The 6,511-nt window shown below is 47.9% G+C and carries 5 protein-coding genes and 1 rRNA gene; all 6 read right to left on the bottom strand.

Annotated elements, in window-relative coordinates; translation table 11 throughout:
• A 23S ribosomal RNA gene (locus ATH33_RS07240) occupies positions 1-171 on the bottom strand; the annotation flags it as partial.
• Positions 172-461: 290 nt separating this feature from the next.
• On the bottom strand, positions 462-2,180 hold the full coding sequence (locus ATH33_RS07235) for a proline--tRNA ligase (RefSeq protein WP_062843188.1): 1,719 nt from the start codon (positions 2,178-2,180) through the stop codon (positions 462-464).
• Between the two features lie 127 nt (positions 2,181-2,307).
• Positions 2,308-3,573 carry an RIP metalloprotease RseP gene (gene rseP, locus ATH33_RS07230; RefSeq protein WP_049720232.1) on the bottom strand — a complete coding sequence of 422 codons (1,266 nt, stop codon included), beginning with the start codon at positions 3,571-3,573 and terminating at the stop codon, positions 2,308-2,310.
• Between the two features lie 41 nt (positions 3,574-3,614).
• The gene (locus ATH33_RS07225) at positions 3,615-4,772 is read right to left on the bottom strand and encodes a 1-deoxy-D-xylulose-5-phosphate reductoisomerase (RefSeq protein ID WP_037997195.1); all 1,158 of its coding nucleotides are present in this window, start codon (positions 4,770-4,772) and stop codon (positions 3,615-3,617) included.
• 20 nt (positions 4,773-4,792) lie between these two features.
• The gene (locus tag ATH33_RS07220; RefSeq protein ID WP_037997197.1) at positions 4,793-5,590 is read right to left on the bottom strand and encodes a phosphatidate cytidylyltransferase; all 798 of its coding nucleotides are present in this window, start codon (positions 5,588-5,590) and stop codon (positions 4,793-4,795) included.
• Positions 5,591-5,609: 19 nt separating this feature from the next.
• Entirely contained in the window at positions 5,610-6,392 is a 783-nt protein-coding gene (gene uppS / locus ATH33_RS07215) for an undecaprenyl pyrophosphate synthase (protein ID WP_037997201.1), read from the bottom strand.
• Between the last annotated feature and the right edge of the window lie 119 nt (positions 6,393-6,511).

Genomic DNA, 6,511 nt, shown 5'->3' with positions numbered 1-6,511 from the left:
ATCCTATGGATTCAGATGGCGGTGCCAGCTCTTCAAGCTGGCGGGTTCCCCCATTCGGACATCCCCGGATCAACGCTCACTTACAGCTCCCCGGGGCATATCGGTGTTCGTCCCGTCCTTCATCGGCTCCTGGCGCCAAGGCATCCACCGTGTGCCCTTAGTAGCTTACCCTACTGGCTCTCTTGGAGATTACTTCTCCCGGTGATTGCAACTTGACAAGCGACGTGTGAAGATTCTCGTCAAACGAGCTTCTTCAACCTCGTCTTGCTTCTTCCATATCTCATTTTCAAGGTGCGTTCTTTTTCCTTTTGTCCACCGCCTTTCGCGGCGACAAGGAGTAATATATCACGGTCGCAAGAAAAATGCAACCCTTTTTTATAAAACCATTTATTCCCACAATAAACAAACAAAAAACCCTTCTTCTCATGCAGAAAAGAAGGGTTGTAAAATCCTTGGAGGAATTACGATGGATTGTCCGCCCGTTTGATCCACTCCGGTAAATCGCGGATCACATTTTCAACGGCTACATCCTGCGCATCTCCCGAGCGGCGAAGTTTCATCTCCACCAGACCATCCCCGGCTTTGGCTCCGACGGTAATCCGAACCGGAATTCCGAACAAATCCGCGTCTTTAAATTTGACACCCGCCCGTTCTTTACGGTCATCAAACAATACTTCATATCCGGCTTCCAATAATTCTTGGTACAACTTCTCCGCGGTTTTGGCCTGTACTTCATTTTTCATATTCACCGCAATCAGGTGAACCGTATAAGGGGCAATGGAAGCGGGCCAAATGATTCCCTGTTCATCATGATTCTGCTCCACAACGGATGCAACCGCGCGGGAGATGCCGATGCCGTAACATCCCATAATAAACGGCTGTTCTTTGCCGTTTTCATCCAAAAATCCGGCCTTCATTGCCACGCTGTAGCGGGTTCCCAACTTGAACACATGCCCCACTTCTATCCCGCGGCGCAGAGAAATCGCACCACCGCAACGGGGGCATCTGTCGCCTTCCTGGATATTTCTCAAATCGCCGGTCACATCCACTTCAAAATCTCGCACAGGTTGAACATGAATGAAATGATGATCGGCTTCATTGGCTCCGACAATCAGTTCACTCTGATTCATCACAGCCTGATCCGCCAACACTTTCACTTTTTTCTTCAAGCCCACCGGTCCAACGAACCCGGCAGGAGCCCCTGCGATTTCCTGTACGGTTTGATCATCGGCCAGCTCACAAACCGTGGCATTCAACAGATTTTTCACCTTGACATCATTCACTTCATGATCTCCCCGCACCAAAACGAGCACAGGTTCCCCGTCCACCAAAAAGACAAGGCTTTTGGCAAGCTTTGAAACCGGCACATCCAAATATGTTGCAACCTCTTCAATGGTGCGCTTTTGCGGAGTGTGCACTTTTTCCATTTCTTCCACGGAAGCAACATCGGTAGTGTTTTCTTCCCCGGCCACTTCGGCCATTTCCACATTGGCAGAGTAATCACAGGATTCACAGATGACCACTGTATCTTCCCCTGCGTCCGCCAAAGCCATAAACTCATGGGTGCCTTTGCCGCCGATGGCACCGGAGTCGGCTTCCACCGCCCGAAATTCCAAACCGATGCGGGTGAAAATGTTTTTGTATGCCTGATACATCTTTTCATAGGTATCATTCAGCGAGTCCTGATCCGAATGAAACGAATAGGCATCTTTCATAATAAACTCCCGCCCTCTCAACAAGCCGGAACGCGGGCGTTTTTCATCCCGAAATTTGTTTTGGATCTGGTATAAAATCATCGGGAGTTTTTTATAGGAATTGATTTCTCCACGCAACAAATCGGTGATCACTTCCTCATGGGTGGGTCCGATCGCAAAAGGCCGGTCATGCCGGTCTTGCATCGTAAACAAGTCGGGCCCGTAAGTGTCCCAACGGCCGGACTCCTGCCATAATTCAGCCGGATGCAGTGTCGGCAACAACAACTCTTGACCTCCAATGCGATCCATCTCTTCGCGCACAATTTGTTCCACCTTATGTAAAACCCGGTATCCCAAAGGCAGGAAAGTATATATCCCCGCAGCTAATTGCCGGATGAATCCTCCGCGCAGCAACAGCTGGTGACTGATCATTTCTGCTTCCCCGACCGTCCGAAGTGTCGGAGCCATCATATTGTTTTGCCGCATATTCATCCCTCTCTTTTCAAAAAATGCCATTGTTTTTTATCATACATAAAACCATTGAAATAAAAAAGATCCATCCGCCACAAAAAAGGAAAACCGGCCCATCGATCAGAGCCGGGTTTCCGCTTTATCAAGTGAAGAACACTTTTTTTATGTCATTAAAAGTCACCACGAGCATCAACATCATCAGTAAAGCGAACCCAATAAAGTGAACCAGACTTTCCTTGTTCGGACTGATCGGACGGCCGCGAACCGCCTCGATCCCGATGAAAACCAGACGGCTTCCATCCAAAGCCGGGATCGGCAACAGATTAAAAATCCCCAGATTCAGGCTCAAAAGAGCGGTCCAACGGATGAGTGATTCATATCCGGCCTTAGCCGCCTCACCGGTGATGGAACCCATCTGGACAGGCCCGCCCAAACTTTTCAGACCCAGCTGTCCGGTCACCAACTTCCCGAATCCGTCCATGATCATGACAGACCAATCATACGTCTGCCTGAACCCGTCAATGGCTGCTTCCCAAAGGGTGGCGTCTCTTTTCATCTCATTGACATTAAAATAAACCCCGATTTGGTAGACTTCCCCGCTTTTTTGCGGTGTCACCGGAAAATCCAGTTTTTGTCCGTTTCTGTCCACCGTAATGGTCACCGTTTCCCCTTTGGATTCCAACAACTCATACCGCAACGAATCCATGGTATTCACTTTTTTGCCGTTAATGGCCACAATCAAATCATTTTCCCGGATCCCGGCCTTGGCTGCCGGTGAATCCGGAATGGCCTGATCAACCGGCAACCGATCTTCGATTCCGGTTACAAATGTGTAGATGGCAAACAGAATAATGGTCAACGCAATATTAAACAGCGGGCCGGCAAAAATGGTCATCGCCTTTTGTCCGGCAGTTTTGGAGCCAAACTGGCGGTCATACGGCGCAATTTGCAGTTCCGTTTTTTCACTGTAATGAATATTGGCTTGCGGATCCAGGAAATATTTTGCTTCATTTTCATCGGAATCTTCCAGCACCACATACAGCTGTCTTTCCAAATCCGCTTTCACAAGCCTTCCGACAATCAGAGACTCTGTTTCCAACCCTTGCGGATCATACAGGTACAAATGGTTCAGTTTCCCCTCCGGAGTTTGGGTCGCATAAACCATCGTCCCCGTTTTGATTTCAACCATCTCCGCATCTTCACCAGCCATGCGGACATAACCGCCCAAGGGCAAAATCCGGATGGAATAAAGCGTTTCCCCTCGTTTGGTTGCAAAAAGTTTCGGCCCGAAACCGATGGCAAATTCCCGCACCAGAATCCCTGCACGTTTTGCAAAGATAAAATGTCCCAGTTCATGTACAAAGACAAGTAAACTCAGGACCAACACAAATATCACTATGGTTTGCATGGACTATTCATCACCACCCTGGTTGATCACACGCCTTAAATCTAAGCCAACGGAACAAGACCGTCTTGTGCAAATTGGCGGGCCCATCTGTCTGCTTCTTCAATTTCTTCCAACGACGGATTGCTGACCGCCTGATGTGCATCCAGCGTCCGCTCGATAATCTCTTCAATGGCCAAAAAAGTACATTTTCCTTGTAAAAAGGTTTGCACCGCCACTTCATTCGCTGCATTTAACACAGCAGGCACCGTTCCCCCGGTTTTCCCGGCATCATAAGCCATTTTCAAACAAGGATACCGTTTGAAATCCATTTCTTTGAAATCGAGCCGGGATAATTGAACAAAATCCAAGCGTTTTGTCGTCAGTTGCATCCGTTTGGGGTAAGACAAAGCATATTGAATCGGAACCCTCATGTCCGGGGTGCCCAATTGAGCCATCACTGCACCGTCTTTAAATTCAACCATCGAATGGATGACACTCTGCGGATGAAGGACTACATCTATTTTCTCATAAGGAAAATCAAATAACCAGTGCGCTTCAATCACTTCAAATCCTTTGTTCATCATCGTGGCACTGTCAATGGTGATCTTGTTTCCCATTGCCCAGTTCGGATGATTTAACGCTTGTTCCACAGTTGCATCAACCAATTCTTCCCGGCTCCAATCACGAAACGCCCCCCCGGACGCTGTGATGATCACCCTTTCCACATCATCCATCCGCTCACCATGAAGACATTGAAAAAGTGCAGAATGCTCGCTGTCGATCGGCAACAACGGCACTTGATGTTTTTTGGCTTCCGCTGTCACAATATGGCCGGCTGTGACCAGGGTCTCTTTATTCGCCAATCCAATCTTTTTTCCTGCCCGAATGGCTTCCAGGGTCGGGACCAAGCCTTTGCTTCCGACCAAAGCGGAGACAAGATAGGTGGAGTCCGGACTTGCTGCAACCTCCTTCAAGCCTTCGTCTCCCCACATGACACGAACCTCGTCCCCCACTTCCCGCTTCACGGCTTCAGCCGCTTCCCGGGTGGCCATGGACACCAACCGGGGCTGAAATTCCTTCACTTGTTGTATCATCAAATTTGCATTGTTCCCGGCCGCCAAAGCGACCACTTCAAATTGTTCAGGGTGCTCTCTGATTACCGCCAGTGTGCTTGTTCCAATGGACCCAGTGGAACCGAGAATAGCCACCTTTTCTAACATTCCATAGCCCCTTTCAGTCATCACAGAAGTTGAACAAAGTGTAAAATGATAAACGTGAACAGCAAACTGTCAAAACGATCCAAAAATCCGCCATGCCCCGGCAAAAGTGAACCCGAGTCTTTGACACCCGTGCTTCTTTTCCATGCCGATTCGATGAGATCCCCGATTTGACCGACGATGGTGATCAATACGCCAATGGCCACGGCAAACAACAGATTGCCCAGATCGGGAAAAATGAAAAAGATGATGATGCTCAAAAGAGTTCCGCACAAAATTCCGCCAAGAGATCCTTCAATGGTTTTATTCGGGCTGATTTCCGGCATCAGCTTCTGCTTTCCCCATCGCTTGCCGATAAAATAAGCGCCGGTATCATTTGCCCAAGTGGCCAAAATGATCAACAAGGACCAAGCCAAACCGTTCTCTTGCCAAATCGTCACCATCATATAGGAAAATCCATATCCTATGTATATGGCACCCACAAACAAATAAGCCATTTGAAACAGATCAAATTGGTTCCGGCTGAAGACCATCCACAAAAAATACAGAATCAGCCCCAGGATGACCGGTGTGATTCCTTGCAAAAAAGCGAATCCGGAGAAGTTGGGTTGATTGGCAAGCACACTCAAAAAAACCATCAAGATCACAGCAACCCCGATAAAAATTTGCGGGGTGCGAGGCGAAATATTTTTCATTTTTGCATATTCAATAAAGGCCACAATTCCTAAAACAAGCAAGCAAATTGTATATAACCAGGCTTGGCTCATCAATCCCAGAAAAATCACAGCGCCCAATGTACCTGTAATAATTCTCTGTTTCATCGCTATTTCCCCTGTCTATTTACACCGCCCCGAAGCGTCTTGAACGATGCTGGAAATCTTCGATCGCCTGGTAAAAACATTCCGACGAGAAATCAGGCCACAACACATCCGTAAACCACAACTCACTGTATGCAAGCTGCCATAACAAGAAGTTGCTCACCCGGATTTCACCACTTGTCCGGATAACCAGATCGGGATCCGGCAATCCTTTGGTCAACAGATACTCGCTCATCAATTCTTCATTGACTTCTCCTTTATCAATATGACCATTTTCAATGTCTTCTATAATCCGGTGAACAGCCTCTATGATCTCGCTTCTTGCCCCGTAGTTAATGGCAAAATTCAATATCAACCCGGTATTGTCTTTGGTTTTTTCCTCAAACTCCATCAACGCTTTTTGCGTATAATCCGGTGTCTTGCTGATCCCGCCCAAAATCCGGACCTTGACGTTTCGCTTCATCAACTCTTGCAAATCGGTTTTCAAAAACTCCATGGGCAGCTTCATCAGATACTCCACTTCGTCTTTGGGTCTTTTCCAGTTTTCCGTTGAGAAGGAGTAAAAGGTTAATACTTCAACCCCCAGATCATCGGCGGCCCGGATAATTTCGCGGATCCGTTTCATTCCCGCGGCATGACCGGCCGTGCGCGGCATTCCCCTTTTTTTGGCCCAGCGTCCGTTTCCGTCGGTGATAATCGCCACATGCTTGGGCATGGGCGCTTTTTTGATCTTTTCTAACAAATCTTCGGCGGATGAAGTTTCATTCCCCTTGGATCCCATCAAACGCTTCATGGATTTGATCATAGAACATTCCTCCGCAAATAGGTCTCAAAATATCTTAGGTACGAATCAACCTTTTTCCTCCAACAATTTCCTGATTTAGCCAGAAAACCCCCTCTGTGAAGAAGGGGTTTTCACCCGAT

Source organism: Thermoactinomyces vulgaris, from assembly GCF_003688725.1.
In the GTDB taxonomy this organism is placed as follows: domain Bacteria; phylum Bacillota; class Bacilli; order Thermoactinomycetales; family Thermoactinomycetaceae; genus Thermoactinomyces; species Thermoactinomyces vulgaris.
Note: the sequence above shows the minus strand (reverse complement) of the source record. Positions and strands in the feature narration are given on the sequence as shown.